Annotated in this window: 26 protein-coding genes and 1 tRNA gene; 24 read left to right on the plus strand and 3 right to left on the minus strand. The window is 66.4% G+C overall.

The window, feature by feature from the left end:
• Positions 1-135: 135 nt before the first annotated feature.
• The 22 genes from pnp (at position 136) to AAHB17_RS03680 (ending at position 20,698) form a co-directional block, all read left to right on the plus strand.
• On the plus strand, positions 136-2,301 hold the full coding sequence (pnp, locus tag AAHB17_RS03575) for a polyribonucleotide nucleotidyltransferase (RefSeq protein ID WP_342129120.1): 2,166 nt from the start codon (positions 136-138) through the stop codon (positions 2,299-2,301).
• A gap of 23 nt (positions 2,302-2,324) precedes the next feature.
• Complete coding sequence (locus tag AAHB17_RS03580; protein ID WP_342129259.1) at positions 2,325-3,314, plus strand: NAD(P)H-quinone oxidoreductase; 990 nt, start codon at positions 2,325-2,327, stop codon at positions 3,312-3,314.
• Between the two features lie 37 nt (positions 3,315-3,351).
• Positions 3,352-4,104, plus strand: coding sequence for a triose-phosphate isomerase (gene tpiA / locus AAHB17_RS03585; RefSeq protein WP_342129121.1), 753 nt, complete (start codon positions 3,352-3,354; stop codon positions 4,102-4,104).
• A 38-nt stretch (positions 4,105-4,142) separates the two neighbouring features.
• Entirely contained in the window at positions 4,143-4,523 is a 381-nt protein-coding gene (gene secG / locus AAHB17_RS03590; RefSeq protein ID WP_342129122.1) for a preprotein translocase subunit SecG, read from the plus strand.
• Positions 4,524-4,714: 191 nt separating this feature from the next.
• Positions 4,715-4,799: transfer RNA gene (locus tag AAHB17_RS03595), tRNA-Leu, on the plus strand.
• Between the two features lie 47 nt (positions 4,800-4,846).
• Complete coding sequence (locus tag AAHB17_RS03600; RefSeq protein ID WP_342129123.1) at positions 4,847-5,206, plus strand: NADH-quinone oxidoreductase subunit A; 360 nt, start codon at positions 4,847-4,849, stop codon at positions 5,204-5,206.
• A 27-nt stretch (positions 5,207-5,233) separates the two neighbouring features.
• The gene (locus tag AAHB17_RS03605) at positions 5,234-5,713 is read left to right on the plus strand and encodes a NuoB/complex I 20 kDa subunit family protein (protein WP_342129124.1); all 480 of its coding nucleotides are present in this window, start codon (positions 5,234-5,236) and stop codon (positions 5,711-5,713) included.
• A gap of 9 nt (positions 5,714-5,722) precedes the next feature.
• The gene (locus AAHB17_RS03610) at positions 5,723-6,331 is read left to right on the plus strand and encodes an NADH-quinone oxidoreductase subunit C (RefSeq protein WP_342129125.1); all 609 of its coding nucleotides are present in this window, start codon (positions 5,723-5,725) and stop codon (positions 6,329-6,331) included.
• 26 nt (positions 6,332-6,357) lie between these two features.
• Complete coding sequence (locus tag AAHB17_RS03615; RefSeq protein ID WP_342129126.1) at positions 6,358-7,611, plus strand: NADH-quinone oxidoreductase subunit D; 1,254 nt, start codon at positions 6,358-6,360, stop codon at positions 7,609-7,611.
• A complete protein-coding gene (gene nuoE, locus AAHB17_RS03620; protein WP_342129127.1) occupies positions 7,608-8,099 on the plus strand; it encodes an NADH-quinone oxidoreductase subunit NuoE in 492 nt (163 codons plus the stop codon). The genes AAHB17_RS03615 and nuoE overlap by 4 nt, the downstream gene beginning before the upstream one ends.
• Complete coding sequence (gene nuoF, locus AAHB17_RS03625) at positions 8,096-9,472, plus strand: NADH-quinone oxidoreductase subunit NuoF (RefSeq protein WP_342129128.1); 1,377 nt, start codon at positions 8,096-8,098, stop codon at positions 9,470-9,472. Before nuoE ends, nuoF begins: the two co-directional genes overlap by 4 nt.
• 28 nt (positions 9,473-9,500) lie before the next feature.
• A complete protein-coding gene (gene nuoG / locus AAHB17_RS03630) occupies positions 9,501-11,639 on the plus strand; it encodes an NADH-quinone oxidoreductase subunit NuoG (protein WP_342129129.1) in 2,139 nt (712 codons plus the stop codon).
• Positions 11,636-12,718 carry an NADH-quinone oxidoreductase subunit NuoH gene (gene nuoH / locus AAHB17_RS03635; protein ID WP_342129130.1) on the plus strand — a complete coding sequence of 361 codons (1,083 nt, stop codon included), beginning with the start codon at positions 11,636-11,638 and terminating at the stop codon, positions 12,716-12,718. The genes nuoG and nuoH overlap by 4 nt, the downstream gene beginning before the upstream one ends.
• A gap of 12 nt (positions 12,719-12,730) precedes the next feature.
• The gene (gene nuoI, locus AAHB17_RS03640; protein WP_342129131.1) at positions 12,731-13,225 is read left to right on the plus strand and encodes an NADH-quinone oxidoreductase subunit NuoI; all 495 of its coding nucleotides are present in this window, start codon (positions 12,731-12,733) and stop codon (positions 13,223-13,225) included.
• Positions 13,226-13,266: 41 nt separating this feature from the next.
• Positions 13,267-13,902, plus strand: coding sequence for an NADH-quinone oxidoreductase subunit J (locus AAHB17_RS03645; RefSeq protein WP_342129132.1), 636 nt, complete (start codon positions 13,267-13,269; stop codon positions 13,900-13,902).
• On the plus strand, positions 13,899-14,207 hold the full coding sequence (nuoK, locus tag AAHB17_RS03650) for an NADH-quinone oxidoreductase subunit NuoK (RefSeq protein WP_342129133.1): 309 nt from the start codon (positions 13,899-13,901) through the stop codon (positions 14,205-14,207). Before AAHB17_RS03645 ends, nuoK begins: the two co-directional genes overlap by 4 nt.
• A 27-nt stretch (positions 14,208-14,234) precedes the next feature.
• Positions 14,235-16,265, plus strand: a complete 2,031-nt coding sequence (gene nuoL, locus AAHB17_RS03655) for an NADH-quinone oxidoreductase subunit L (RefSeq protein ID WP_342129134.1) — start codon at positions 14,235-14,237, stop codon at positions 16,263-16,265.
• Positions 16,266-16,278: 13 nt separating this feature from the next.
• A complete protein-coding gene (locus tag AAHB17_RS03660; protein WP_342129135.1) occupies positions 16,279-17,754 on the plus strand; it encodes an NADH-quinone oxidoreductase subunit M in 1,476 nt (491 codons plus the stop codon).
• Between the two features lie 27 nt (positions 17,755-17,781).
• Positions 17,782-19,266 carry an NADH-quinone oxidoreductase subunit NuoN gene (nuoN, locus tag AAHB17_RS03665; RefSeq protein WP_342129136.1) on the plus strand — a complete coding sequence of 495 codons (1,485 nt, stop codon included), beginning with the start codon at positions 17,782-17,784 and terminating at the stop codon, positions 19,264-19,266.
• A 16-nt stretch (positions 19,267-19,282) separates the two neighbouring features.
• Positions 19,283-19,582 (plus strand): DUF2818 family protein, encoded by a 300-nt coding sequence (locus AAHB17_RS03670; RefSeq protein ID WP_342129137.1) that lies wholly within the window; start codon positions 19,283-19,285, stop codon positions 19,580-19,582.
• A gap of 20 nt (positions 19,583-19,602) precedes the next feature.
• Positions 19,603-20,193, plus strand: coding sequence for an NUDIX hydrolase (locus AAHB17_RS03675; RefSeq protein ID WP_342129138.1), 591 nt, complete (start codon positions 19,603-19,605; stop codon positions 20,191-20,193).
• A gap of 34 nt (positions 20,194-20,227) precedes the next feature.
• The gene (locus AAHB17_RS03680; protein ID WP_342129139.1) at positions 20,228-20,698 is read left to right on the plus strand and encodes a DUF1178 family protein; all 471 of its coding nucleotides are present in this window, start codon (positions 20,228-20,230) and stop codon (positions 20,696-20,698) included.
• A 141-nt stretch (positions 20,699-20,839) separates the two neighbouring features.
• On the opposite strand, the gene AAHB17_RS03685 is transcribed toward AAHB17_RS03680, so the two are convergent.
• The 3 genes from AAHB17_RS03685 to AAHB17_RS03695 form a co-directional block, all read right to left on the minus strand.
• A complete protein-coding gene (locus AAHB17_RS03685; protein ID WP_342129140.1) occupies positions 20,840-22,141 on the minus strand; it encodes a Glu/Leu/Phe/Val family dehydrogenase in 1,302 nt (433 codons plus the stop codon).
• Between the two features lie 122 nt (positions 22,142-22,263).
• Positions 22,264-24,066 (minus strand): ABC transporter transmembrane domain-containing protein, encoded by a 1,803-nt coding sequence (locus AAHB17_RS03690; protein WP_342129141.1) that lies wholly within the window; start codon positions 24,064-24,066, stop codon positions 22,264-22,266.
• A 39-nt stretch (positions 24,067-24,105) separates the two neighbouring features.
• A complete protein-coding gene (locus AAHB17_RS03695; RefSeq protein WP_342129142.1) occupies positions 24,106-24,483 on the minus strand; it encodes a ComEA family DNA-binding protein in 378 nt (125 codons plus the stop codon).
• 175 nt (positions 24,484-24,658) lie between these two features.
• On the opposite strand from AAHB17_RS03695, the gene AAHB17_RS03700 reads away from it, so the two are divergent.
• The gene (locus tag AAHB17_RS03700; RefSeq protein ID WP_342129143.1) at positions 24,659-25,381 is read left to right on the plus strand and encodes a CoA pyrophosphatase; all 723 of its coding nucleotides are present in this window, start codon (positions 24,659-24,661) and stop codon (positions 25,379-25,381) included.
• Positions 25,378-26,346, plus strand: coding sequence for a CobD/CbiB family protein (locus AAHB17_RS03705; RefSeq protein WP_342129144.1), 969 nt, complete (start codon positions 25,378-25,380; stop codon positions 26,344-26,346). The genes AAHB17_RS03700 and AAHB17_RS03705 overlap by 4 nt, the downstream gene beginning before the upstream one ends.
• Positions 26,347-26,390: the final 44 nt, after the last annotated feature.

Consider the following 26,390-nt stretch of genomic DNA (forward strand, 5'->3'; position numbering starts at 1 on the left):
ACAGCAGAGCGAAGCTGTGTCATTCCAACGGGTCTGCCCCAGGCCCGCAGCCCCGCTGGAATGGCATCGTGTTCTGCAACTGTGGGTTCCGGGCACCGGGTGCTGCCACAAGCACCTCATCTCCAGGAGAACCACATGACCATGTTCAACAAAGTCACCAAGACCTTCCAGTGGGGCCAGCATTCGGTCCGCATGGAAACCGGCGAGATTGCCCGCCAGTCCAGCGGCGCCGTGCTGCTCGACATGGAAGGCACCGTGGTGCTGGCCACCGTGGTGGCCAAGTCCGACGCCAAGGCCGGCCAGGACTTCTTTCCGCTGACCGTCGATTACATCGAGAAGACCTACGCCGCCGGCAAGATCCCCGGCAGCTTCTTCAAGCGCGAAGGCCGCCCGAGCGAACTCGAGACCCTGACCAGCCGCCTGATCGACCGTCCGATCCGCCCGCTGTTCCCCGAGGGCTTCTTCAACGAAGTGCAGGTGGTCATCCACACGCTGTCGCTGAACCCCGAAGTGGACGCCGACATCGCCGCCATGATCGCCACATCGGCCGCCCTGTCGGTCTCGGGCATCCCCTTCAACGGCCCCATCGGCGCCGCCCGCGTGGGCTACGTCAACGGCCAGTACGTGCTGAACCCGGGCCAGACCGAGCGCAAGAACTCGTCCATGGACCTGATCGTGGCCGGCACCCAGGCCGCCGTGCTGATGGTCGAGTCCGAAGCCCAGCAGCTGAGCGAAGAGATCATGCTCGGCGCCGTGGTGTTCGGCCACGAGCAGGGCAACATCGCCATCGCCGCCATCAACGAGCTGGTGCGTGACGCCGGCAAGCCCGAGTGGAACTGGCAGGCACCGGCCAAGGACGAGGCCCTGATCGCCAAGATCGACGGCCTGGCCAAGGCCAAGCTCGAAGCCGCTTACCAGATCCGCAACAAGCAGGCCCGCACCCAGGCTTGCCGCAGCGCCTATGCCGACGTGATGGCCGCCCTGAAGGCCGAAGGCGTGGCCTTCGACAGCGTGGCCATCGAAGGCCTGCTGTTCGAGATCGAAGCCAAGATCGTGCGTGGCCAGATCCTGGCCGGCGAGCCCCGCATCGACGGCCGCGACACCCGCACCGTGCGCGCCATCGAAATCCGCAACGGCGTGCTGCCGCGCACCCACGGTTCGGCCCTGTTCACCCGCGGTGAAACCCAGGCGCTGGTCGTGGCCACGCTGGGCACCGACCGCGACGCCCAGCGCATCGACGCCCTGGCCGGCGAGTACGAAGACCGTTTCATGCTGCACTACAACATGCCTCCCTTTGCCACTGGCGAAACGGGTCGCGTGGGTTCGCCGAAGCGCCGCGAAATCGGCCACGGCCGCCTGGCCAAGCGCGCCCTGGTGGCCGCGCTGCCGAGCAAGGAAGAGTTCCCCTACACCATGCGTGTGGTGTCGGAAATCACCGAATCCAACGGCTCGTCGTCCATGGCCTCGGTCTGTGGCGGCTGCCTGGCGCTGATGGATGCCGGCGTGCCCATGAAGGCGCACGTGGCCGGCATCGCCATGGGCCTGATCAAGGATGGCAACCGCTTTGCCGTGTTGACCGACATCCTGGGTGACGAAGATCATCTGGGCGACATGGACTTCAAGGTCGCCGGGACCACCAACGGTGTGACCGCGCTGCAGATGGACATCAAGATCCAGGGCATCACCAAGGAAATCATGCAGGTCGCGTTGGCCCAGGCCAAGGAAGCCCGCATGCACATCCTGGGCAAGATGCAGGACGCCATGGGCGAAGCCAAGACCGAAGTGAGCAACTTCGCGCCCAAGCTGTTCACCATGAAGATCAACCCCGAGAAGATCCGCGACGTGATCGGCAAGGGCGGCGCCGTCATCCGCGCGCTGACCGAGGAAACCGGCTGCCAGATCAACATCGAGGAAGACGGCACCATCACCATCGCCGCCACCGACTCGACCAAGGCCGATGTGGCCAAGAAGCGCATCGAAGCCATCACCGCCGAAGCCGAAATCGGCAAGGTCTACGAAGGTCCGATCACCAAGATCCTGGACTTCGGCGCCCTGGTCAACATCCTGCCCGGCAAGGACGGCCTGCTGCACATCAGCCAGATCGCCCACGAGCGCGTGGAAAAAGTCACCGACTACCTGCAGGAAGGCCAGATCGTCAAGGTCAAGGTGCTGGAGACCGACGAGAAGGGCCGCATCAAGCTGTCCATGAAGGCCCTGGCCGATCGCCCGGAGCGCACGGAGCGTGCCGACCGTGGCGCGGCCGACGCCGCTGCACAACAGCAGCAGCAACAGCAGCAATAAGGCGGAGCTGCGCCATGGCCACCATGCAAGCTGTGGAGATCGCCGCCTTTGGCGGGCCCGAGGTCTTGCAACTCTGCGAGCGCCCCCGGCCCGAGGCTGGGGCGGGCGAGTTGTTGATCCGTGTCGGCGCGTCGGGCGTGAACCGCCCGGACGTGCTGCAACGCACCGGCAACTACCCTGTCCCGCCGGGTGCGTCCGATCTGCCCGGCCTGGAAGTGGCTGGTGTGGTCGAGTCCGGCGACGCGGCGGCCCTGGCCGCCGCCGGCCTGAAGCTGGGCGACCGCGTCTGTGCGCTGGTGGCCGGTGGCGGCTACGCGCGGTACTGCGTGGCGCCCGTGGGCCAGTGCCTGCCGGTGCCGGCGGGCCTGTCCGACGTCGAGGCCGCGTCGCTGCCCGAGACCTTTTTCACCGTCTGGAGCAACGTGTTCGACCGTGCCCACCTGGCGGCCGGCGAAACCCTGCTGATCCAGGGCGGCTCCAGCGGCATCGGCGTGACCGCCATCCAGATGGCCAAGGCGCTGGGCGCGCGCGTGATCGTGACCGTGGGCAGTGAGGACAAGGCGCAGGCCTGCCGCGCGCTCGGCGCCGACCACGCCATCAACTACAAGACGCAGGACTTCGTGCGCGAGGTGGCCGACTTCACCGGTGGTGCCGGTGTCAACGTCATCCTCGACATGGTGGCTGGCGCCTACGTGGCGCGCGAGATCGACTGCCTGGCCGATGAGGGCCGCCTGGTCATCATCGCGGTGCAGGGCGGGACCAAGGCCGAGTTCAATGCCGGTGCCGTGTTGCGCCGCCGCCTCGCCATCACCGGCTCGACGCTGCGCCCGCGTCCGATCGCCTTCAAGGCGGCCATTGCTCAAGCGCTCAAGGCCCGCGTGTGGCCGTTGATCGAAAGCGGTGCCATCAAGCCCGTGATCCACAGCGTGTACCCGGCCGCAGAGGCGGCCCGGGCCCATGCGCTGATGGAGTCCAACCAGCACATCGGCAAGCTGGTGCTGAGCTGGGCCTGAGGGTCCGCCAGACATCACACGTTTCGGGAATCAAGAGATGAAGAAGCTCATCGTCGGCAACTGGAAGATGAACGGCAGCCTGGCGGCCAACGAGACCTTGCTGCAAGGTGTCCTGGCGGGGCTGGGGGCCGAAGACCAGTCGGTGCTGGTGGCGGTGTGCGCCAGCGCGCCCTACCTGTCGCAGCTGCAGCAGCGCCTGGGCCAGGGTCCTGTCGCCTGGGGCGCGCAGGACGTGTCGGCCCACGAATCGGGTGCCTACACCGGCGAGGTCGCTGCGGCCATGCTGCGTGAATTCGGCTGCCGCTACGCCATTGTGGGTCACTCCGAGCGCCGCCAGTACCACGGCGAGACCGACGAGGCCGTTGCGGCCAAGGCGCAGCGCGCGCTGGCGGCGGGCATCACGCCCATCGTCTGCGTGGGCGAAACGCTGGCCGAGCGCGATGCCGGCCAGACCGAAGCCGTGGTCAAGCGCCAGCTGGCCGCCGTGATCCACACCGTGGGCCATTGCAGCAGCGAGATCGTGGTGGCCTACGAGCCTGTCTGGGCCATTGGCACCGGCCGCACGGCCACGCCAGAGCAGGCGCAGGCGGTGCACCATGTGCTGCGTGCGCAGGTGGCGGCGGCCACGGTCAATGCCGACAAGCGCGTGCACATCCTCTATGGCGGCAGCATGAACGCCGCCAACGCGGCCAGCCTGCTGGCCATGCCCGACATCGACGGCGGCCTCATCGGCGGCGCGTCGCTCAAGGCGCCCGACTTTCTGCAGATCATTCGCGCCGCCCGCAGCTGAGCCGCTGGCGTGACGCTTTTCGACTTTTTGGAGCAAACATGAGTGTGTTGATGACAATCCTGCTGGCTGTGCAAATCCTGGCGGCGGTGGGCATGATCGGGTTGATCCTGATGCAGCATGGCAAGGGTGCCGATGCGGGTGCCGCCTTTGGCGGCGGTGGCGGTGGCTCGGCCAGCCTGTTCGGAGCCTCCGGCAGCGCCAATTTCCTGTCGCGTGCCACGGCTGTGCTCGCGACCCTGTTCCTGGCCTGCACGTTGGGCCTGGCCTACTTCGGCAACCTGCGTCCGGCAGCGCCTTCGGGCAGCGTGCTGGAGACCGCGCCGGTGCCCGTCGAGGCCGCGCCGGCTGCCGCCGGTGGCGCGCCCGCAACGCCTGCCCCGGAAACCGCGCCTGCCAAGCCGCAGATTCCTGCGCAGTAAGCGCCTTGTCATCCTGGGTGGGGGTGTGTGCATCCGCATCCCCCGCCTTCCCTGCCGGGCGGGTGCGCGGCCAGCTGATTTTCAGTGGCCGTGTCCAAAAACCCGTGTGGTTTCAGGGTAAACTCCAATGCTTGTCAGCAAGCCCGCAAACTTCCCTCGTGGGCTTGGCGATCTGACGATGACTGACAAATGCCGACGTGGTGAAATTGGTAGACACGCTATCTTGAGGGGGTAGTGGCGAAAGCTGTGCGAGTTCGAGTCTCGCCGTCGGCACCAATCATTGGCACACATGGCACCGCAGTGGTGTCACTGGTACACGCAAGATGAACCTCGACCAATACCTGCCCGTTCTTCTGTTCATCATTGTGGGTATCGCGGTCGGTGTGTTACCGCAATTGTTGGGCTACATCCTGGGTCCCAACAAGCCCGACGCGGCCAAGAACTCTCCCTACGAATGTGGCTTCGAGGCCTTCGAAGACGCGCGCATGAAGTTTGACGTGCGCTACTACCTCGTCGCCATCCTGTTCATCCTGTTCGACCTCGAGATCGCGTTCCTGTTTCCCTGGGCTGTGGCGCTCAAGGACGTCGGGGTGGTCGGTTTCTGGTCGGTGGTGGTCTTCCTGGGCATTCTGGTCGTGGGTTTTGCCTACGAGTGGAAAAAAGGCGCCCTGGACTGGGAATGACGGGTCGCACCCTAAGGAACACAGCACATGATTGAAGGCGTCCTGAAAGAGGGCTTTGTCACCACCAGCTACGACTCGGTGGTGAACTGGGCCAAGACCGGTTCGTTGTGGCCCATGACCTTTGGTCTGGCCTGCTGCGCGGTCGAGATGATGCACGCGGCGGCAGCCCGTTACGACATCGGCCGCTTCGGCTCCGAGGTCTTCCGTGCCAGCCCGCGCCAGTCCGATCTGATGATCGTCGCCGGCACGCTGTGCAACAAGATGGCGCCCGCGCTGCGCAAGGTCTACGACCAGATGAGCGAGCCGCGCTGGGTCCTGTCCATGGGCTCCTGTGCCAACGGCGGTGGCTACTACCACTACAGCTATTCGGTGGTGCGTGGCTGCGACCGCATCGTGCCGGTCGACGTCTATGTGCCGGGCTGCCCGCCCACGGCCGAAGCCCTGCTGTACGGCATCATCCAGCTGCAGCAGAAGATCCGCCGCACCCAAACCATCGCGCGCGCCTGAGGGACTCCCATGAGTGAATTTGCCATCCGGCCCGAGGCCATCCAGGATGCGGTTGTGGCCGCGTTGGGCGACAAGGTCCGCCGCATCGACGTGGCGCTGGGCGAGGTGACGTTGCATGTGGCGCCGGCCGACTACCTGGCCGCCATGGCCACCCTGCGCGATGCGCCGGGTTGCCGCTTCGACCAGCTGATCGACCTGTGTGGCCTGGACTACTCCACCTACCGCGACAGCGTGTGGGAGGGGGCCCGTTTCTGCGTGGTCTCGCACCTGCTGTCGGTTGAGTTGAACCAGCGCCTGCGCGTCAAGGTGTTCTGCGCCGACGACGAACTGCCGGTGGTGGACTCGGTCAACGACCTGTGGGCCTCGGCCAACTGGTTCGAGCGCGAGGCCTTCGACCTCTACGGCATCGTCTTTGAAGGTCACAGCGACCTGCGACGCATCCTGACCGACTACGGTTTTGTCGGCCATCCCTTCCGCAAGGACTTCCCGGTTTCGGGTCATGTGGAAATGCGCTACGACGCCGAGCGCCAGCGCGTGGTCTACGAGCCGGTGTCCATCGAGCCGCGCGACATCACGCCGCGCATCATCCGTGAAGACAACTACGGAGGTCTGCACTGAGCACACCGTGCAAAGTGGGATGACACATGGCAGAAATCAAGAACTACACCCTGAACTTCGGTCCGCAGCACCCGGCCGCCCACGGCGTGTTGCGCCTGGTGCTGGAGCTCGACGGCGAGGTCGTGCAGCGCGCTGATCCGCACATCGGCCTGCTGCACCGCGCCACCGAAAAACTGGCCGAGAGCAAGACCTTCATCCAGTCGCTGCCCTACATGGACCGGCTGGACTACGTGTCGATGATGTGCAACGAGCACGCCTACTGCCTGGCCATCGAAAAGCTGCTGGGCCTGGAAGTGCCCATCCGCGCGCAGTACATCCGCGTGATGTTCAGCGAGATCACCCGCCTGCTCAACCACCTGATGTGGCTGGGCTCGCACGGCAACGACTGCGGCAGCTCCACCATCCTGATCTACGCCTTCCGCGAGCGTGAAGACCTGTTCGACATGTACGAGGCGGTGTCGGGCGCGCGCATGCACGCGGCCTACTTCCGTCCAGGCGGCGTCTACCGTGACCTGCCGGACAGCATGCCGCAATACCGCGTCAGCAAGATCAAGAACGCCAAGGCGCTGGCGCAGATGAACGAGAACCGGCAGGGCTCGCTGCTGGACTTCATCGACGACTTCACCCAGCGTTTCCCGACCTACCTGGCCGAGTACCACACGCTGCTGACCGACAACCGCATCTGGAAACAGCGCACCGTCAACGTCGGTGTGATGGCGCCCGAGCGTGCCATCAACCTGGGTCTGACCGGCCCCATGCTGCGCGGCTCCGGCATCGCCTGGGACCTGCGCAAGAAGCAGCCCTACGACGTCTACGACCGCATGGAATTCGACATTCCGGTGGGCAAGACCGGCGACAGCTACGACCGCTACCTCGTCCGCATGGAAGAGATGGCCCAGTCCAACCGCATCATCCAGCAGTGTGTTGCGTGGTTGCGGGCGAATCCGGGTCCGGTCATCACCGACAACCACAAGGTGGCGCCGCCGTCGCGCGAGGCGATGAAGTCCAGCATGGAAGAGTTGATCCACCACTTCAAGCTCTTCACCGAAGGTTTCCACGTGCCCGAAGGCGAGGCCTACGCCGCGGTCGAGCACCCGAAGGGCGAGTTCGGCATCTACCTCGTGAGCGACGGCGCCAACAAGCCCTACCGCCTGAAGATCCGTCCACCCGGCTTCGTGCACCTGGCCGCGCTCGATGAGCTGGCCCGCGGCCACATGCTGGCTGACGCGGTCGCCATCATCGGCACGCTGGACATTGTTTTTGGGGAGATCGATCGATGATCACCGACGCCACCCGTGCGCGCTTTGACCGCGAAGTCGCCAAATACCCACCCGAGCAGGCGCAGTCGGCCGTGATGGCCTGCCTGTCCATCGTGCAGCAGGAGCAGGGCTTCGTCAGCACCGACGCCGAGCGCGAGATCGCCGAGTACCTGGGCATGCCGGCCATGGCCGTGCACGAGGTCACGACGTTCTACAACATGTACAACCAGCGGCCGGTGGGCAAGTTCAAGCTCAACGTTTGCACCAACCTGCCGTGCCAGCTGCGCGACGGCCAGAAGGCGCTGCATTACCTGGAGGGCAAGCTGGGCGTGCACATGGGCGAAACCACGGCCGACGGCCTGTTCACCCTGCAGCAGAGCGAGTGCCTGGGCGCCTGCGCCGATGCGCCGGTGATGCTGGTCAACGACCGCCACATGTGCAGCTTCATGAGCAACGAAAAACTCGACCAGCTGGTCGCCGGACTGAAGGCTTCGGAGGGACGCGCATGAACGCGAACCAGGTGCTCGAACAGTTCCAGGCCACCGGTGTCCAGACCTGCTTCCACGACCGCCACATCAACCCGCAGATCTACGCGGGCCTGAACGGCGCCAACTGGAGTCTCAAGGACTACGAAGCGCGAGGCGGCTACCAGGCCCTGCGCAAGATCCTGGGCAAGGATGGCTCGGCCCCCCACGCCGAGACCGGCGTGTCCGGCATGACGCAGGACCAGGTCATCGCGGTGGTCAAGGAGTCGGCCCTGCGCGGCCGCGGTGGCGCCGGTTTCCCCACCGGCCTGAAGTGGAGCTTCATGCCGCGCCAGTTCCCGGGCCAGAAGTACCTGGTCTGCAACTCGGACGAGGGCGAGCCCGGCACCTGCAAGGACCGGGACATCCTGATGTACAACCCCCACATCGTCATCGAAGGCATGGCGATCGCCGCCTACGCGATGGGCATCAACGTGGGCTACAACTACATCCACGGCGAGATCTTCCAGGTCCACGAGCGCTTCGAGGCAGCCCTCGAAGAGGCCCGCGCGGCCGGCTACCTGGGCGACAAGATCATGGGCAGCGACTACAGCTTCCAGCTGCACAGCCACCACGGTTTTGGTGCCTACATCTGCGGCGAGGAAACCGCGCTGCTCGAGTCGCTGGAAGGCAAGAAGGGCCAGCCGCGCTTCAAGCCGCCGTTCCCGGCCAGCTTTGGCCTGTACGGCAAGCCGACCACCATCAACAACACCGAGACCTTCGCGGCCGTGCCCTGGATCATCCGCAACGGCGGCCAGGCCTACCTCGAATGTGGCAAGCCCAACAACGGTGGCACCAAGATCTTCTCGGTCAGCGGTGACGTCGAGCGTCCGGGCAACTACGAGATCCCGCTGGGCACCCCCTTCAGCAAGCTGCTGGAACTGGCCGGTGGCGTGCGCAAGGGCCGCCAGCTCAAGGCCGTCATCCCCGGCGGCTCGTCGGCACCGGTGCTGCCCGCGCACATCATGATGGAATGCACGATGGACTACGACTCCATCGCCAAGGCCGGTTCCATGCTGGGCTCGGGCGCCGTCATCGTGATGGACGATTCGCGTTGCATGGTCGAGTCGCTCAAGCGCCTGTCCTACTTCTACATGCACGAGAGCTGCGGTCAGTGCACCCCCTGCCGCGAAGGCACGGGCTGGCTGTTCCGCCTGGTCGACCGCATCCACAACGGTCAGGGCAAGGCGGCCGACATGGGCGTGCTGGACAACGTGGCCGAAAGCATCATGGGGCGCACCATCTGCGCCCTGGGCGATGCCGCCGCCATGCCGGTGCGCGCCATGATCAAGCACTTCCGTCCCGAGTTCGAGCACTTCATCGAACACAAGACGCCCCTGGTCAAGACGGCCGCCTGAGCGCGTGTCACCCGCGTGAGAACACAACATGGTTGAAATCGAACTCGACGGCAAGAAGGTGGACGTGGCCCCCGGCAGCATGATCATGCATGCGGCCGAAAAGGCGGGCAGCTACATCCCCCATTTCTGCTACCACAAGAAGCTTTCCATCGCGGCCAACTGCCGCATGTGCCTGGTCGACGTGGAAAAGGCGCCCAAGCCCATGCCGGCTTGCGCCACGCCCGTCACCCAGGGCATGATCGTGCGCACCAAGAGCGACAAGGCGATCAAGGCCCAGCAGTCGGTGATGGAATTCCTCCTCATCAACCACCCGCTGGACTGCCCCATCTGCGACCAGGGCGGCGAGTGCCAGTTGCAGGATTTGGCCGTGGGCTACGGCGCGGGCAAGTCGCGCTACGAGGAAGAAAAACGCGTCGTTTTCCACAAGGACGTCGGTCCGCTGATCTCCATGGAGGAGATGAGCCGCTGCATCCACTGCACCCGCTGCGTGCGCTTCGGCCAGGAAGTGGCCGGCGTGATGGAGCTGGGCATGTCGCACCGGGGTGAACATTCCGAGATCGAGACCTTTGTCGGCCAGTCGGTGGACTCCGAACTGTCGGGCAACATGATCGACATCTGCCCGGTGGGCGCGCTGACCAGCAAGCCCTTCCGCTACAGTGCCCGCACATGGGAGCTGTCGCGCCGCAAGTCGGTGAGCCCGCACGATTCCACCGGCGCCAACCTGATCGTCCAGGTCAAGAACCACCAGGTCATGCGTGTGGTGCCGCTGGAGAACGAGGCCGTCAACGAATGCTGGATCGCCGACCGCGATCGCTTCAGCTACGAAGCCCTCAACGGCGACCAGCGCCTGACCGCACCCATGCTCAAGCAGGGTGGCGAGTGGAAGACGGTCGACTGGCAGACCGCGCTGGAGTACGTGGCCAACGGCCTCAAGCAGATCAAGAACGATTTCGGCGCCCAGGCCATCGGCCTGCTGGCCAGCCCGCACAGCACCGTGGAAGAACTGGCCCTGGCCAGCGCCCTGGTGCGTGGCCTGGGCAGCGCCAACGTCGACCACCGCCTGCGCCATGCCGACTTCGGCAACAGCACCGGCGTGCGCTGGCTGGGCGCGCCCATCGCGTCCCTGTCCACCCTGCAGCGTGTGCTGGTGGTGGGCTCGAACCTGCGCAAGGACCACCCGCTGTTCGCCCAGCGCATCCGCCAGGCGGCCCGCAAGGGCGCCCAGGTGAACGCGGTCAACAGCCGCGTGCACGACTGGGCCCTGCCGGTGGCCAACACCCTGGTCGCCGAGAGCGGCGTCTGGGTCCAGGCGCTGGCCCAGGTGGCAGCGTCCATCGCCCGTGAAAAAGGCATCGCCTCGCCCTGGAACATGGCCACCAGCGTCGAGTCCGACGCCATCGCCCGTTCACTGCTGGGTGGCGAGCGCAAGGCCGTGTTGCTGGGCAACGCCGCCGCGCACCACGCCTTCGCCGCCAGCCTGCTGGCCGTGGCGCAGTGGGTGGGTGAACAGACCGGTGCGTCGGTCGGCTACCTCACCGAAGCCGCCAACACCGTCGGCGCGCAGTGGCTGGGCGTCCTGCCGGGCAACGGTGGCCAGAACGCGGGTCAGATGCTGGCCGGTGGCCTCAAGGCCGCCCTGCTGCTGAACAACGAACCCGTGTTCGACAGCGCGGCCGGGCAGGGGGCCATCGCCGGGCTGGAACACGCCCAGATGGTGGTGAGCCTGAACCCCTTCAAGGCCAACCTGGACGTGGCCGACGTGCTGCTGCCCATCGCACCCTGGACCGAAACCCCGGGCAGCTTCGTCAACGCCGAAGGTCTGCTGCAGAGCTTCTACGCTGTGGCCCGTCCGCTGGGTGACACCCGCCCGGCCTGGAAGGTGCTGCGCGTGCTGGGCAACCTGCTGGGCCTGCCGGGCTTCAACCAGGAAACCGCCCAGGACGTGCTGGCCGAGGTGCTGGCGCAACGTGGACTGACGGGCCAGAAGGCGCCGCTGCAGCTGCCTGCGTCCGCCCTGAGCAACACCACCTCGGTGGCCGCCGACCTCTCGCCCGTCTCGGGCCAGCCGGCCCAGGCCGCCATCTACCAGCTCGACGGCACGGTGCGCCGCGCGCCGTCGCTGCAACTGACCGCTGACGCGCGTGCCGCGCAGGAGGCCCTGGCATGATCGACGCGATGTACAACGCCGGCCTCGGGCTGCTCTCGGCCCACTGGTGGACGGCCATCGTCTGGCCCGTGTTGTGGGCCCTGATCAAGATCGTCGCCGTGCTGGCGCCCCTGATGGGCGCCGTCGCTTACCTCACGCTGTGGGAGCGCAAGCTGCTGGGCTGGATTCAGGTTCGCCACGGTCCCAACCGCGTCGGCCCCATGGGCCTGCTGCAGCCCATCGCCGATGCGCTCAAGCTGCTGACCAAGGAACTGATCCAGCCGACCGCCGCGGCCAAGGGGCTGTTCCGTCTCGGTCCCATCATGGCCATCATGCCCGCGCTGGCGGCCTGGGTCGCCATCCCGTTCGGGCCCGACGCCATCCTGGCCAACATCAACGCCGGCCTGCTGCTGATCATGGCCATCACCTCCATCGAGGTCTATGGCGTGATCATCGCCGGCTGGGCGTCCAACTCCAAGTACGCCTTCCTGGGCGCGCTGCGTGCCTCGGCGCAAATGGTGAGCTACGAAATCGCCATGGGCTTCTGCCTGGTGGTGGTCATCATGGTGTCGGGCAGCCTGCACCTGGGCGAGATCGTGGCCGCCCAGGGCCGTGGCATGGCCGCCAGTGCCGGCCTGACCTTCCTCTCCTGGAACTGGCTGCCGCTGCTGCCCATCTTCATGGTCTACCTGATCTCCGGCGTGGCCGAGACCAACCGCCACCCCTTCGACGTGGTCGAAGGCGAGGCCGAGATCGTGGCCGGCCACATGGTCGAGTACTCGGGCATGGGCTTCGCCATCTTCTTCCTGGCCGAATACGCCAGCATGTGGCTGGTCTCCATCCTGGCCGCGCTGATGTTCCTGGGCGGCTGGCTGCCTCCGATCGACAGCATCCTCTTCAACTGGGTCCCGGGCTGGATCTGGCTCGGTATCAAGACCTTCCTGGTGGTGTCCATGTTCATCTGGATACGTGCCACCTTCCCGCGCTTCCGCTACGACCAGATCATGCGTCTGGGCTGGAAGATCTTCATTCCCGTCACGCTGGTCTGGTTGCTGGTGGTGGGCGGCTGGATGATGACCCCGTGGAACATCTGGAAGTGAGAAAGCACTGACATGACCGCTGCTTCCATCAAGGACTTCATGTCCTCCTTCATGCTGGCCGAGTTGTTCAAGGGCATGGCCCTGACTGGCAAGTACATGTTCCGTCGCAAGGTGACGGTGCAGTTTCCCGAGGAAAAGACGCCGCTGTCGCCGCGTTTCCGCGGCCTGCACGCCCAGCGCCGCTATGACAACGGCGAAGAACGCTGCATCGCCTGCAAGCTGTGCGAAGCTGTGTGCCCGGCCATGGCCATCACCATCGAATCCGACGTGCGCGATGACGGCACCCGCCGCACCACCCGCTACGACATCGACCTGACCAAGTGCATCTTCTGCGGCTTCTGCGAAGAGGCCTGTCCGGTGGACGCCATCGTCGAAACCCACATCTTCGAGTACCACGGTGAGAAGCGGGGCGACCTTTACTTCACCAAGGACATGCTGCTGGCCGTGGGCGACCGTTACGAAAAAGAGATCGCCGCCGCCAAGGCCGCCGACGCTCCCTACCGCTGACCGTCCTTCGCTCAATGCTCAACGCACAACGCTGAAATCCCATGGACGTCACAACCGGTTTCTTCTACTTCTTCTCGGCGGTGCTGCTGTTCGCGGCCTTCCGGGTCGTCACGGCGCGCAACCCCGTGCACGCGGTGCTCTACCTCATGCTGGCCTTCTCCCAGGCGGCGGCGGTGTGGATGCTGCTCAAGGCCGAATTCCTGGCCATCACCCTGGTGCTGGTCTACCTCGGCGCCGTCATGGTGCTGTTCCTCTTCGTCGTGATGATGCTGGACATACGCATCGAAGGCGACCGCTGGGGTTTCTGGCAGAACTTCCCGCTGGCCCTGCTGATCGGTGGCGTGATCGCCATTGAAATGGGCGCCATCCTGTCGGGCGGTTTTGGCTCCGTCACGCTGAGTCCGGCCGCCGCCGCCGGACAGATCGAGAACACCAAGGAACTGGGCAAGCTGCTCTACACCAGCTACCTGTACCCGCTGGAAATCGCCGCCGTGATCCTGCTGGTGGCCATCATCGCCGCCATCGCCCTGACCCTGCGCCAACGCAAGGACAGCAAATTCGTTGACGCCTCCGAGCAGGTGCGCGTCAAGGCGCGCGACCGCCTGGCCGTGGTGCAGGTGGCGGCCACCCGCGAGGCGCCGGTCCCCGCCCCGGCTGTTGAGGAGAAACAGGCATGACCCTGACGCTGACCCACTTTCTGACACTGGGCGCCATCCTGTTCACCCTGTCGGTGATCGGCATCTTCCTGAACCGCAAGAACCTGATCGTGCTGCTCATGGCCATCGAGCTGATGCTGCTGGCCGTCAACATGAACTTCGTCGCGTTCTCCCATTACCTGGGCGACATGCATGGGCAGGTTTTCGTCTTCTTCATCCTCACCGTGGCGGCGGCCGAGTCGGCCATCGGCCTGGCCATCCTGGTCCTGCTGTTCCGCAACAAGTCCTCGATTCGCGTCGATGAGCTCAACGCCCTCAAGGGTTGAGCCGGGCTTAGAAAGAACGACACCACAATGACAACAAGCCTCTCCGCAAGCACCTTGCTGGCCGTTCCGCTGGCGCCCCTGGTCGGCTCCCTGGTGGCCGGCATCCTGGGCACCACCTTTGGCGGCAACGTCATCGGCCGCAAGGCATCGCACACCGCCACCATCCTGGGCGTCTTCGTCGCCATGGTCCTGTCCTTCCTGACGCTCAAGGACGTCATGCAGGGCGCGCGCTTCAACGCCACCATCTACGAATGGATGGTGATCGGCGGGCTCAAGATGGAGATTGGCTTCCTGGTCGATGGCCTGACCGCGATGATGATGGTGGTGGTCACCTTCGTCTCGCTGATGGTCCACCTCTACACCATCGGCTACATGGAAGAAGACGAAGGCTACAACCGCTTCTTCGCCTACATCTCCCTGTTCACCTTCTCCATGCTCATGCTGGTCATGAGCAACAACCTGCTGCAGCTGTTCTTCGGATGGGAAGCGGTGGGTCTGGTGTCCTACCTGCTGATCGGTTTCTGGTTCAACAAGCCCACTGCCATCTTCGCCAACATGAAGGCCTTCCTGGTCAACCGCGTGGGCGACTTCGGCTTCATCCTGGGCATCGGCCTGATCGTGGCCTACACCGGCACCCTGAACTACGCCGAGGTCTTCGCCAAGGCGCCCGAGCTGGGCAAGCTGGGCTTCCCGGGCACCGAGTGGCTGCTCATCACCGTGATCTGCATCTGCCTGTTCATCGGCGCCATGGGCAAGTCGGCCCAGTTCCCGCTGCACGTGTGGCTGCCCGACTCGATGGAGGGCCCGACCCCGATCTCCGCGCTGATCCACGCCGCCACCATGGTGACGGCCGGCATCTTCATGGTCTCGCGCATGTCGCCGCTGTTCGAGCTGTCCGACACCGCGCTGAGCTTCATCATGGTCATCGGCGCCATCACCGCGCTGTTCATGGGTTTCCTGGGCATCATCCAGAACGACATCAAGCGCGTCGTGGCCTACTCCACGCTGTCGCAGCTGGGCTACATGACGGTGGCCCTGGGCGCCTCGGCCTACTCGGTGGCGGTGTTCCACCTCATGACCCACGCCTTCTTCAAGGCTCTGCTGTTCCTCGGCGCCGGCTCGGTCATCATGGGCATGCACCACAACCAGGACATCCGCTGGATGGGCGGCGTGCGCAAGTACATGCCCATCACCTGGATCACCTCGCTGCTGGGCTCCCTGGCCCTGATCGGCACGCCCCTGTTCTCGGGCTTCTACTCCAAGGACAGCATCATCGAGGCGGTGCACTTCAGCCACCTGCCGGGGTCGGGCTTCGCCTACTTCGCGGTCATGGCCGGCGTCTTCGTGACCGCCTTCTATTCCTTCCGCATGTACTTCCTGGTCTTCCATGGCGCCGAGCGCTACGACCAGAACCCCGACGCCCACCACGGGCACGACGAGCACCACCATGACGACCACGGCCACCATGGCGACGCCAAGCCGCACGAGTCCCCCTGGGTGGTGTGGGTGCCCCTGGTGCTGCTGGCCATCCCCTCGGTGCTGATCGGCTTCTTCACCATCGAACCCATGGTGATCGGCAAGTTCTTCGCCGATGCCATCACGGTGAACGCGCAGGCCCACCCGGCCCTGGCCGAATTCGCCGAGGAGTTCCACGGCCCGCTGTCCATGGCGCTGCATGCCTTCAGCACCGCGCCGCTGTACCTGGCCCTGGCCGGTGTGGCGCTGTCCTACTACATGTACATGGTCAACCCGGCGCTGCCGGCGGCCATCAAGCGCAGCGTGATGCCCGTCTACAACCTGCTCGAGAACAAGTATTACCTCGACTGGATCAACGAGAACATCCTCGCCAAGGCCGCCCGCGGCCTGGGCACCGGCCTGTGGAAGGGCGGCGACCAGGGCCTGATCGAAACCGGCGTGGTCAACGCCAGCTGGAAGATCGTGGGCGCGGTGTCGGCCGTCGTGCGCAAGGTGCAGAGTGGCTACATCTACCACTACGCCATGGCCATGATCCTCGGCGTGTTCGTGCTGATGACGTATTTCGTGTGGCTCGCCAAGTAAGGAGAACAAGAACATGGGTTTGCTGAGCCTTGCGATTTGGACCCCCATCGTTTTCGGGGGTGTGCTGCTGGCACTGGGACGTGATGAACAGGCGGGCATGGTCCGCTGGATCGCGCTGGTGGGCGCGCTGGCCGGCCTGGCCGTGACGCTGCCGATCTACGGAGGCTTCGAGCTGGGCACGTCGGCGATGCAGTTCGTCGAGAAGTCGCCGTGGATCGAACGCTTCCACATCCACTACCATCTCGGCGTGGACGGCATCTCGCTGTGGCTGGTGCCGCTCACCGCCTTCATCACCGTCATCGTGGTGCTGGCCAGCTGGGAAGCGATCACCGAACGCGTCCACCAGTACATGGGCGCCTTCCTGATCCTGTCGGGCCTGATGATCGGCGTCTTCGCCTCGCTGGACGCGATGCTGTTTTACGTTTTCTTCGAAGCCACGCTGATTCCGATGTACCTGATCATCGGCATCTGGGGCGGACCGAACAAGATCTACGCCGCCTTCAAGTTCTTCCTCTACACGCTGCTGGGCTCGCTGCTCATGCTGGTGGCGCTGATCTACCTGTACAACCAGGCGGGTGGCAGCTTCGACCTGCTGACCTGGCACAAGCTGCCGTTGGGCGCCACCGCGCAGACGCTGCTGTTCTTCGCCTTCTTCGCGGCCTTTGCGGTCAAGGTGCCGATGTGGCCGGTCCACACCTGGCTGCCCGACGTGCACGTCGAGGCGCCCACCGGCGGTTCCGCCGTGCTGGCCGCCATCATGCTCAAGCTGGGCGCCTACGGCTTTCTGCGTTTTTCCATGCCCATCGCGCCCGATGCGTCGCACGAGTGGGCCTGGCTGATGATCGCGCTGTCGCTCATCGCCGTGGTCTACGTGGGCTTGGTGGCCATGGTCCAGCAGGACATGAAGAAGCTGGTGGCCTACTCGTCGGTGGCCCACATGGGCTTCGTGACGCTGGGCTTCTTCATCTTCAACGACCTCGGCATGGCCGGCGCCATCGTGCAGATGATCGCCCACGGTTTCGTGTCGGCGGCGATGTTCCTGGGCATCGGCGTGTTGTACGACCGCGTGCATTCGCGCCAGATCGCCGACTACGGCGGCGTGGTCAACACCATGCCCAAGTTCGCCGCCTTCGCGCTGCTGTTTGTCATGGCCAACTGCGGCCTGCCGGGCACGGCCGGTTTTGTCGGTGAGTGGATGGTGATCCTGGCGGCGGTCAAGGCCAACTTCTGGATCGGCCTGGCAGCGGCCTCGGCCCTGATCTTTGGCGCGGCCTATTCGCTGTGGATGTTCAAGCGGGTCTACCTGGGCGCGCCGGGCAACGACCACGTCAAAGCGCTGCTCGACATCAACGCCCGCGAATTCCTGGTGATGGCGCTGCTGGCGGTGGCCGTGCTCTACATGGGCGTGCATCCCAAGCCCTTCACCGACGTGATGGATGGATCGGTGGCGGAGTTGCTGCGTCATGTGGCCATCTCCAAACTGAAATGACGACACCCGATCGAAAGACAAAAAGCGATGATTGACAACCTGAGCTGGGTGACGGCCTACCCCGAACTGCTGCTGCTGGCCATGGCGTGTGTGATCACGCTGCTGGACCTTTCCGTCAAGACACCCCAGCGCGGCGCCACCTATGTGCTGACCCTGCTGACGCTGGGTGCGGTCGCCTGGCTGCACGCGGTGTACGCCCTGGGCGGCGAATCCATCATGGGCTTCGGCGGCATGATCGTGAGCGACCCCATGGGCCACTGGCTCAAGTGCTTCGCCGCGCTGGCCGTGATGGTCACCCTGGTCTACGGCCGCAGCTACGGTGCGCAGCGCGACATGCTGCGTGGTGGCGAATGGTTCTCGTTGTCGCTGTTCGCGCTGCTGGGCATGTTCGTCATGATCTCGGGCCACAACTTCCTGGTCATCTACCTGGGCCTGGAGCTGCTGACCCTCTCCAGCTACGCGCTGGTGGCCCTCAAGCGCGACGATGGCACGGCCACCGAGGCCGCCATGAAGTACTTCGTGCTGGGTGCGCTGGCCAGCGGCTTCCTGCTCTATGGCCTGTCCATGCTCTACGGCGCCACCGGGTCGCTGGACATCGCCGAGGTCGTCAAGGCCGTGGCGGCCGGCACCGAACGCCACCAGGTGCTGGTGTTCGGCCTGGTCTTCATCGTCGCCGGCCTGGCCTTCAAGCTCGGTGTGGTGCCCTTCCACATGTGGGTGCCCGACGTCTACCACGGTGCGCCCACCTCCATCACCCTGATGATCGGTGGCGCGCCCAAGCTGGCCGCCTTCGCCATCGTGATCCGCCTGCTGGTCGAAGGCCTGCTGCCGCTGGCGGTGGACTGGCAACAGATGCTGGCCGTGCTGTCGGTGGTGTCGCTGCTGGTGGGCAACCTGGCCGCCATCGCGCAGACCAACCTCAAGCGCATGCTGGCCTTCTCCACCATTGCCCAGATGGGTTTCATGCTGCTGGGCCTGCTGGCCGGTGTGGTCGATGGCCAGGGCGGCAACATGGCCAACGCCTACAGCGCGTCCATGTTCTACATCATCACCTACGTGCTGACCACGCTGGGCACCTTCGGTGTCATCCTGCTGCTGGCGCGCAAGGGCTTTGAATCCGAAGAGATCACCGACCTGGCCGGGCTCAACGCCCGCAGCCCGCTGTATGCCGGTGTCATGGCCATCTGCATGTTCTCGCTGGCCGGCGTGCCGCCGCTGGTGGGTTTCTACGCCAAGCTCTCGGTGCTGCAGGCGCTGATCGCGTCCTCGCACGCCGGCTACATCGGCCTGGCCGTGTTCGCCGTGATGATGTCGCTGATCGGCGCCTTCTACTACCTGCGCGTGGTCAAGGTCATGTATTTCGACGCACCGGCACAGACCGCTGCCATCGAAGCCGGCGCGGACGTGCGCGCGGTGCTTTCCGTCAACGGCGCCCTGGTGCTGGTGCTGGGCATCGTGCCCGGTGGCCTGATGGCCCTGTGCGGTCAGGCCATCGCCGTGTTGCTGCGTTGACGGCCGCTGGCTCGACGTGAACGCTTCGACGTCTGTCTGGTTGATCGTGTTGTTGGCGGTGGTGGGTGCCAACCTGCCATTTGTCAACGAGCGCTGGCTGGCGGTGTGGCCCCACGCGGGTCGCAAGGCCTGGTGGCAGCGCCTGTTCGAACTGGTGTTGTTGTACCTGTTGGTGGGCGGTGTCGGCCTGGCGCTGGAGCAGCACGAGGGTCAGATCTATCCCCAAGGCTGGGCTTTCTACGCCACCACCGGGGCCTTGTTCCTCACGCTGGCCTTTCCTGGTTTTGTCTGGCGCTACCTGATGCGCCGGCGCTGAGCCGTTCGCAGCGGACGGCCATGGACACGTTCGAGGGCAAGGACGCCCACCTGAGCGAACACACCCTGCACAGCGAAGACCTGCTGCACGGGCATTTCCTGCACATCAAACGCGACACCGTGCGCCTGCCTGGCGGCGAGCAGGCCACGCGCGAATACGTGGTCCATCCCGGCGCCGTGATGGTCATCGCGCTGTTCGACGACGGCAGGGTGCTCCTGGAGCGCCAGTACCGCTATCCCATGCAGCGGGTGATGATCGAGTTTCCCGCCGGCAAGCTGGACGCCGGCGAAACCTCACTGCGTTGCGCCCAGCGCGAACTTCAGGAAGAAACCGGTTACCGTGCCAGCGAATGGGCGCGCGCGGGGGTCTTGCACCCTGTTATCTCCTACGCCACCGAGTTCATCGACATCTGGTTCGCCCGCGGCTTGAGCGCCGGCGAGCGGCACCTGGACGCCGGCGAGTACCTCGACGTTTTCACCGCCGCCCCGGCCGAGTTGCTGGCCTGGTGCCGCGACGGCCAGGTGACCGATGCCAAGACCCTCACCGGCGCCTTGTGGCTGCAGAACGTGTTGCGCGGCGACTGGACGCTGGACTGGCAAAGCCCGACTTGACACCGTGGTGGGGGCCGAGGCGGATAATCGGGGCATGAAAGTTCTGAACCTGCGCTGCAACGCGCAGCATCCGTTTGAAGGCTGGTTCGGCTCCGAGGCCGACTTCCAGGACCAGCTCGCGCGTGGCCTGGTGGCCTGCCCGATGTGTGGCGACACCCGGATCGAGAAACTGCTGTCCGCGCCCCGCATCAACCTGGGCGCGGCTCAGCCGCCTCAAGCCAAGGGCACTGCGAACGTGGCCGCCGCGCCATCGGCACCCGTGGCCATGGACCCCGGCATGGACACCGCCGCCCATGCGCGTTTTCTGCGCGCGCTGCGCGAGGTGGTGGCCCGGGCCGAGGACGTGGGCGAACGGTTCGCCGACGAGGCCCGCCGCATGCACCACGGCGACACCGAAGCCCGCCAGATCCGCGGCCAGGCCAGCCTGGCCGAAACCCTGGAACTGCTGGAAGAGGGCGTGCCCGTCCTGCCCCTGCCGGCCGCTCTCAAGGAAACGCTGCAGTAGGCCAGTGCCAGAACCCCATCCGCGTCCGGCGCGCCAGGTGTTGGACCGGGAGACACCGCCGGGCCGGCTTTGCCGGACGGCTGGTGTCGCCCCCTTGAGGGGGGATTCGCGCTACACGCAGTGAGCGAGAAACGGGTGTGGTCAGGGATACAAGCCGCGCAGGTCGCGCGAGTGCAGGATGCGTTTGCAGGCGACGATGAAGGTGGCGGTGCGCAGGCTCACCTTGTGGTCTTCGGCCACCTGCCAGACGGCGGCGAAGGCCTCGCGCATCACCTTGACCAGGCGGGCGTTGATCTCGTCCTCGGTCCAGAAGAAGCTGGAGAAGTCTTGCACCCACTCGAAATAGCTGACCGTCACGCCGCCGGCGTTGGCGATCACGTCGGGCAGCACCAGCACGCCGCGGTCGTGCAGGATGTCGTCGGCCTGGGGCGTGGTCGGGCCGTTGGCGCCCTCGATCACCAAACGCGCGGTGATGCGACCGGCGTTGGCTTCCGTGATCTGGCCTTCCAGCGCAGCCGGGATCAGGATGTCGCAGGGCACGTCCCAGAACTTGTTTTTGTCCAGCACTTCGGCCGGTGCGAAGCCGGCCACGCCGCCGGTTTCGGCCACGTGGGCCATCAGCGCCGGCACATCTAGCCCGGCTTCGCGGTAGATGGCGCCGGTGTGGTCCTGGACCGCCACCACGCGGGCACCGGCCTCGGCAAACAGCTTGCCGGCCACGCCGCCCACGTTGCCGAAGCCTTGCACGGCCACACGCGCGCCTTTGATTTCAAGGCCGATGCGGCGGGCGGCTTCCGCGCCCACGGTGTAGACACCTCGGCCGGTGGCTTCGCGCCGGCCCAGCGATCCGCCCAGGTCGATCGGCTTGCCGGTCACCACGCCGGTGGACGTGGCACCCTCGTTCATCGAGTAGGTGTCCATCATCCAGGCCATGATCTGCTCGTTGGTGTTCACGTCCGGCGCCGGGATGTCCTTGGTCGGGCCGATGATGATGCCGATCTCGCTGGTGTAGCGGCGCGTCATGCGCTCCAGCTCGCCGCGCGACAGGGTCTTGGGGTCGACACGGATGCCACCCTTGGCGCCGCCGTAGGGCACGTTGACGGCCGCGTTCTTGATCGACATCCAGGCCGACAGCGCCATCACCTCTGACAGGGTCACGTCCTGGTGGAAACGCACGCCGCCCTTGCCCGGGCCGCGCGAGGTGTTGTGCTGCACGCGGTAGCCTTCGAAGTGGGCCACGGTGCCGTTGTCCAGGTGGATGGGCACGTCGACGATCAGGGCGCGCTTGGGGCGCTTGAGGGTCTCGACCCAGCGGGCCAGGTTGCCCAGGTAGGGCGTGACGCGGTCGACCTGCTGCAGGTAGATGCCCCAGGGGCCGAGGTGGTCGGCCTGCAGGTAGGAGGGCAGGGCGTGGACGGGAAGCACGGGGCTGGGTGCGGTCATGGGGGCTCCAGAAGTGTCGGTCTCGATGCCTTTGCATCGGGTGACGGGAGCTTAGGCTTCTGCCCGGACGCTGTCCAAGGCCAAGTTGCCATCTGGTTATGCAATAAATTTATAGTTTTGATTCAACTGTTGAACTGCAGCGCCGCCAGACCGGCGTACAGGCCTCCGAGGGCCACCAGCTCGGCGTGGCTGCCTTGCTCGACCACGCGGCCATGGTCCAGCACCACGATGCGGTCGGCCCGCTGCACGGTGGCCAGCCGGTGGGCGATGACCAGCGTGGTGCGGCCCGCCATGGCCGCTTCCAGCGCCGCCTGCACCGCCTGTTCGCTCTGCGCGTCCAGGGCGCTGGTGGCCTCGTCCAGCAGCAGCAGCGGGGCGTTCTTGAGCATGGCCCGCGCGATGGCGATGCGCTGGCGCTGTCCGCCCGACAGGCGCACGCCCCGTTCGCCCAGGAAGGTGGCGTAGCCCTCGGGCAGTTGGCGGATGAAGCCGTCGGCGTGGGCCGCCCGCGCGGCCGCCACCACCTCTTCGTCGCTGGCGTCGCGGCGGCCGTAGCGAATGTTCTCCAGAGCACTGGAGGAAAAGATCACCGGCTCCTGCGGCACGATGGCGATGCGGTCGCGCAGGCGCTGCAGGTCGACCTCGTCGATGGGCACACCGTCGAGCAGGATGCGCCCGGCCTGCGGGTCGTAGAAGCGCAGCAGCAGCGACAGCACCGTGCTCTTGCCGGCGCCGCTGGGCCCCACCAGGGCCACGGTCTGGCCCGAGGCCACGTCCAGCTCAAAGCCTTGCAGCGAGGGGTGCTGGGGGCGCGAGGGGTAGCGGAAATCGATGGCCTCGAAACGCACCGTGCTGCCTGCGGCCACCTCGGGCAGGGCGCGTGGCTGTGCCGGCGAGCGGACCGGCGACTCGTGGTGCAGCAGCTCCATCAGGCGCTCGGTGGCGCCGGCCGCGCGCAGCCAGTCGCCATAGACCTCGCCCAGGATGGCCACCGCGCTGGCCAGCAGGATCACGTAGACCACCGCCTGGCCGAGCTGGCCGGCCGTCATCTGCCCGGCCAGCACCGCCTGGGTGCCTTGGTACATGCCCCACAGCAGGAAGGCGGCGTTGGCGATGATGATGAAGGCCACCAGCACGGCCCGCGCGCGGCTGCGCCGCACGGCGCTGCTGAAGGCGCGTTGGTTCGCGTCGGCAAAACGCCGGGCCTCGTGTTGCTCGGCACTGTGGCTTTGCACCACCGGCATGGCGTTGAGGACCTCGGCCGCGATGGCGCTGGAGTCGGCCATGCGGTCCTGGCTGGCGCGCGACAGCCGGCGCACCCGGCGGCCAAACCACAGGGTGGGCAGCACCACGCCCAGCACCACCGCCACCACCTGCAGCATCACATAGGGGTGCGACCACACCAGCATGGCCAGCGCGCCGGTGCCCATGACCAGGTTGCGCAGGCCCATGGACAGGGACGAGCCCACCAGGGTCTGCACCAGGGTGGTGTCGGTGCCCAGGCGCGACAGCACCTCACCGGTCTGGGTGGTTTCAAAAAAGGCCGGGCTCTGGCGCAGCACATGGCTGTAGACGGCTTGGCGCAGGTCGGTCATCACCCGCTCGCCCAGCCAGCTCACCATGTAGAAGCGCAGGGCCGAGAACAGGCCCAGGGCCGCCGCGATGCCGAACAGCAGCGCGAAGTGCTGGCCCAGCAAGGCCTGGCCCAGCGCCTGCGGGTCGCCCGACAGGCTGCCGTCGATCAGCTGGCGCAGCGCGATCGGAAACAGCAGGGTGGTGACCGCGGCGCCGATCAGGAACACACCGGCCCAGGCGATGCGGCCCCGGTAGGGCCGCATGAAGGGCAGCAGGCCGGACAGGCTGCGTCTGGCAGGTTGGCCGGCCGGGGAGGGGAGCGTGGTGTCGGAGCGGGGGCTGTCGCGCATGAATCCAGTATCGCTCAGACCCCCGGTCCCCTGGCCCGGTCAGGGCTTGCGCGCGGCGGTGTCCTTGGTGGGCGTGGCCAGGGGCTTGGGCGCCTTGTCGCCGGCGGCGGCCGCCTTGCCGGCTGTCGTGCCAACATAGGTCGCGCCATTGACCGTGAGCCCATTGGCGGACAGTTTGGTGGCGCTGCCGGGGCCGATGCCGCTGACGCGATCGATCAGGTCGTTCCAGTCCTTGAACGGGCCGCTCTTGCGTGCGTCCATGATCTTGGATGAGGTGCCGGGTCCGACGCCCTTGACGCTGTCGAGGTCGGCCGCCGACGCGGTGTTGGCGTCGACCGCGGCCAGGCTGACCGCCCCCCAAGCCAGCAGGCCCGCGGCCATGAAGGTCCGCGCGGCATGTCGCAATGTCTTGTGCATGTTCTTCCTCCCCAGATGGTGGCGCACGGCGCGTGCGCCGAGCAGGCAAAATCGCCTGCAACCAATGTACGGCGCCGGGCGTTCGTGCGCTTGGCCTGAAAACGCGAGAATTGTCTCGATGGCCGGTGGCAACCCGCCATTGCCACGGCCCATTCAAGAAAGTTGGACATTCCCCATGGCCTTGCCCATCAACCCCCGTGACGTGCCTGTCTCGGGCATCGACTCCCACCTGGCGGCGGTGCAGGCCGAACGTCTGACCGCGCAGGGCCTGCGGGCCATTTTTGCCCGGCCGCCGTTGTGGCAGCCCGAGGTGGTGCGCGAGCCCAAGTTCGCGCAGCGCGAGGTCGCCGAAGCCGCGGTGCTGGTGCCGCTGGTGCTGCGCGAGCGCACCACGCTGCTGCTGACCCAGCGCACTGCACACCTGTCCACCCACTCGGGCCAGGTGGCCTTTCCGGGCGGGCGGGTCGATGCCGGCGATGCCGATGCCGTGGCCGCGGCCCTGCGCGAGGCCGAGGAAGAGGTGGGCCTGACGGCCGACCACATCGAGGTCCTGGGCACCCTGCCCATTTACGTGACCGGCACCTCCTTCGTGATCACACCGGTGGTGGCGCTGGTGCGCCCGGGCTTCGTGCTCAAACCCAATCCGCACGAGGTGGCGGCGGCCTTCGAGGTGCCGCTGGACTTCGTCATGAACCCGGCCCATCACCGCCGCCACGTGGCCGATTGGGAAGGTCAGCGCCGCGAATGGTTCTCCATGCCCTACGACGACGGCGGGCAGGAGCGCTACATCTGGGGCGCGACGGCGGGGATGCTGCGCAACTTCTACCGCATGCTCAGTGCCTGGGAACCCGCGAATGCCGCGGCACAGGCGCCGCGCGCCGCTATCATGCCGCCATGACATTTTTCGCGATTCTTCTCGCCCTGCTGGTCGAGCAGGCGCGTCCGCTGGCCTTTGACAACGCGGTGCAGAGCGGGCTGCGCGGCTGGGCGCGCTGGGCGCGCCGCAGTTTCGACACCGGCCAGCACCGCCACGGCAGCGTCGCCTGGGCGGTGGCCGCGGGCGGCCCGGCGCTGCTGGTCGCCGCCGTCCACCTGTTGCTGTGGCAGTTCAGCGTCGTGCTGGCTTTTGTGTGGATGGTGCTGGTGCTCTACCACACCGTCGGTTTCCGGCAGTTCAGTCACCACTTCACCGAGATCCGCGATGCGCTGGAAGCGGGCGACGAGGCCGGCGCGCGCCAGGCGCTGGCGCGCTGGCAGCGGGTCGACGTGCAGGGTGTGGCGCGCGACGAGTTGCTGCGCCACGTGATCGAACATTCGGTGCTGGCCGCCCACCGCCACGTGTTTGGCGTGCTGGTGTGGTTTCTGGCGTTGGCGCTGCTGGGCCTGGGGCCGGCCGGTGCCGTGCTCTACCGCATGGCCGAGTACCTGTCGCGCAACTGGCAGGCCCGCCCCGACGGCACGCCCAGCCCCTCGCTGCAGCGTGCCGCGCAGGCCGCCTGGCGTGTCATCGACCACGTGCCGGTGCGGCTGACCGCGCTGGCCTTCGCGGTGGTGGGCAACTTCGAGGACGCGGTCGCGAGCTGGCGCCAGGACGCGGCGCGTTTCCCTCAGCCCAACGACGGTGTCGTGTTGGCCGCCACCGCCGGTGCGATCAATGTGCGCCTGGGCGGCCGCGCCCTGGGCGAGCCGCCGCGCCTGCCGTCGGCCACGCCCGGTGCCGCCACCGCGGAAGAAGCCCCGGTGTCCACCGACGGCCGCGAGCCGCAGCTGGCCCACCTGGGCAGCGTGGTGGGCCTGGTGTGGCGCAGTGTGGTGATGTGGATGCTGCTGCTGGCGCTGCTGACCCTCGCGCGGCTGCCCTGAACCTGCACACCTCCGCGCCGCCTGCGGCGTCCCCGAAGTGGCCC

The organism is Hydrogenophaga sp. OTU3427, assembly GCF_038440225.1.
Taxonomy (GTDB): Bacteria; Pseudomonadota; Gammaproteobacteria; order Burkholderiales; family Burkholderiaceae_C; genus Hydrogenophaga.

Coding starts and splice junctions, on each gene's coding strand:
- nuoH (WP_342129130.1), top strand. CDS start 11,636: ATGATCGACGCGATGTACAACGCCGGCCTCGGGCTGCTCTCGGCCCAC.
- nuoF (WP_342129128.1), top strand. CDS start 8,096: ATGAACGCGAACCAGGTGCTCGAACAGTTCCAGGCCACCGGTGTCCAG.
- AAHB17_RS03695 (WP_342129142.1), bottom strand. CDS start 24,483: ATGCACAAGACATTGCGACATGCCGCGCGGACCTTCATGGCCGCGGGC.
- pnp (WP_342129120.1), top strand. CDS start 136: ATGACCATGTTCAACAAAGTCACCAAGACCTTCCAGTGGGGCCAGCAT.
- AAHB17_RS03705 (WP_342129144.1), top strand. CDS start 25,378: ATGACATTTTTCGCGATTCTTCTCGCCCTGCTGGTCGAGCAGGCGCGT.
- nuoG (WP_342129129.1), top strand. CDS start 9,501: ATGGTTGAAATCGAACTCGACGGCAAGAAGGTGGACGTGGCCCCCGGC.
- nuoL (WP_342129134.1), top strand. CDS start 14,235: ATGACAACAAGCCTCTCCGCAAGCACCTTGCTGGCCGTTCCGCTGGCG.
- AAHB17_RS03580 (WP_342129259.1), top strand. CDS start 2,325: ATGCAAGCTGTGGAGATCGCCGCCTTTGGCGGGCCCGAGGTCTTGCAA.
- nuoE (WP_342129127.1), top strand. CDS start 7,608: ATGATCACCGACGCCACCCGTGCGCGCTTTGACCGCGAAGTCGCCAAA.
- AAHB17_RS03685 (WP_342129140.1), bottom strand. CDS start 22,141: ATGACCGCACCCAGCCCCGTGCTTCCCGTCCACGCCCTGCCCTCCTAC.
- nuoN (WP_342129136.1), top strand. CDS start 17,782: ATGATTGACAACCTGAGCTGGGTGACGGCCTACCCCGAACTGCTGCTG.
- AAHB17_RS03680 (WP_342129139.1), top strand. CDS start 20,228: ATGAAAGTTCTGAACCTGCGCTGCAACGCGCAGCATCCGTTTGAAGGC.
- AAHB17_RS03605 (WP_342129124.1), top strand. CDS start 5,234: ATGATTGAAGGCGTCCTGAAAGAGGGCTTTGTCACCACCAGCTACGAC.
- AAHB17_RS03610 (WP_342129125.1), top strand. CDS start 5,723: ATGAGTGAATTTGCCATCCGGCCCGAGGCCATCCAGGATGCGGTTGTG.
- AAHB17_RS03600 (WP_342129123.1), top strand. CDS start 4,847: ATGAACCTCGACCAATACCTGCCCGTTCTTCTGTTCATCATTGTGGGT.
- AAHB17_RS03700 (WP_342129143.1), top strand. CDS start 24,659: ATGGCCTTGCCCATCAACCCCCGTGACGTGCCTGTCTCGGGCATCGAC.
- nuoI (WP_342129131.1), top strand. CDS start 12,731: ATGACCGCTGCTTCCATCAAGGACTTCATGTCCTCCTTCATGCTGGCC.
- AAHB17_RS03615 (WP_342129126.1), top strand. CDS start 6,358: ATGGCAGAAATCAAGAACTACACCCTGAACTTCGGTCCGCAGCACCCG.
- AAHB17_RS03675 (WP_342129138.1), top strand. CDS start 19,603: ATGGACACGTTCGAGGGCAAGGACGCCCACCTGAGCGAACACACCCTG.
- AAHB17_RS03690 (WP_342129141.1), bottom strand. CDS start 24,066: ATGCGCGACAGCCCCCGCTCCGACACCACGCTCCCCTCCCCGGCCGGC.
- AAHB17_RS03660 (WP_342129135.1), top strand. CDS start 16,279: ATGGGTTTGCTGAGCCTTGCGATTTGGACCCCCATCGTTTTCGGGGGT.
- nuoK (WP_342129133.1), top strand. CDS start 13,899: ATGACCCTGACGCTGACCCACTTTCTGACACTGGGCGCCATCCTGTTC.
- AAHB17_RS03645 (WP_342129132.1), top strand. CDS start 13,267: ATGGACGTCACAACCGGTTTCTTCTACTTCTTCTCGGCGGTGCTGCTG.
- tpiA (WP_342129121.1), top strand. CDS start 3,352: ATGAAGAAGCTCATCGTCGGCAACTGGAAGATGAACGGCAGCCTGGCG.
- secG (WP_342129122.1), top strand. CDS start 4,143: ATGAGTGTGTTGATGACAATCCTGCTGGCTGTGCAAATCCTGGCGGCG.